This window comes from Hymenobacter cavernae (assembly GCF_014641455.1).
Taxonomy (GTDB): domain Bacteria; phylum Bacteroidota; class Bacteroidia; order Cytophagales; family Hymenobacteraceae; genus Hymenobacter; species Hymenobacter cavernae.
Genome location: NZ_BMHT01000003.1, coordinates 1 through 691, shown reverse-complemented (window position 1 = coordinate 691; position 691 = coordinate 1). Strand labels below are relative to the sequence as shown.

Below are 691 nucleotides of genomic sequence, written 5' to 3'. Positions count from 1 at the left end.
CCGTGCGCTACCGCCAAGCCGAGCTGCTGCGGCCCTCGCACCTAGGTCTGCACCTGGCTAGCGCCGACCTCACGCAGGGCCTCAAGCTAGCCAAAGCCGACAAGGTGGAAGCCGTAACCGACGACTACCAGTTAGCCACCGACAAGCGCACGAACTGCCGCTACCGGGCCAATCGGCGCGTGCTCCATTTTGCGGGAGCGGCCGGGGCGCCGCAGCTCAGCGTGGTGTTTCAGGTGTCAAACGACGGAGTAGCGTTTCAGTACCTCATCGAAGGCAAAACCACCGACGTGCAGCGCATTACAGCCGAGCGCACCACGTTTCACCTGCCGGCCGGGGCCAAAGGCTGGCTGCACCCGCACGCCAAAGCGCAGACCGGATTTGCCAATACCCAGCCCTCGTACGAGGAATACTATGAGCGCGGCGTGGCGGCCGGCACACCCTCTACCATCGGGCAGGGGTGGTCGTTTCCGGCCCTGTTCCAAACCAACGGACACTGGGTGCTGCTGACCGAAGCCGGCCTGGACCGCACCTACTGCGGCACCCACCTGGCGCACGAGTCGCCCGATGCCGAGTACGCCGTAGCCTTTCCGCAGCCGCCCGAAAAAACCACGCCCGAGGCGGCCCTGCTGCCCGAAAGCCGCCTGCCGTGGCGCACGCCCTGGCGCGTCATTGTGCTAGGTGCTTCACTGGC

The 691-nt window shown here is 66.1% G+C and carries 1 protein-coding gene; it reads left to right on the top strand.

Annotation, left to right across the window (positions count from 1 at the left end):
* On the top strand, positions 1–691 hold a 691-nt coding region (locus IEX74_RS08255; protein ID WP_194446540.1), incomplete at both ends, for a glycoside hydrolase family 97 N-terminal domain-containing protein.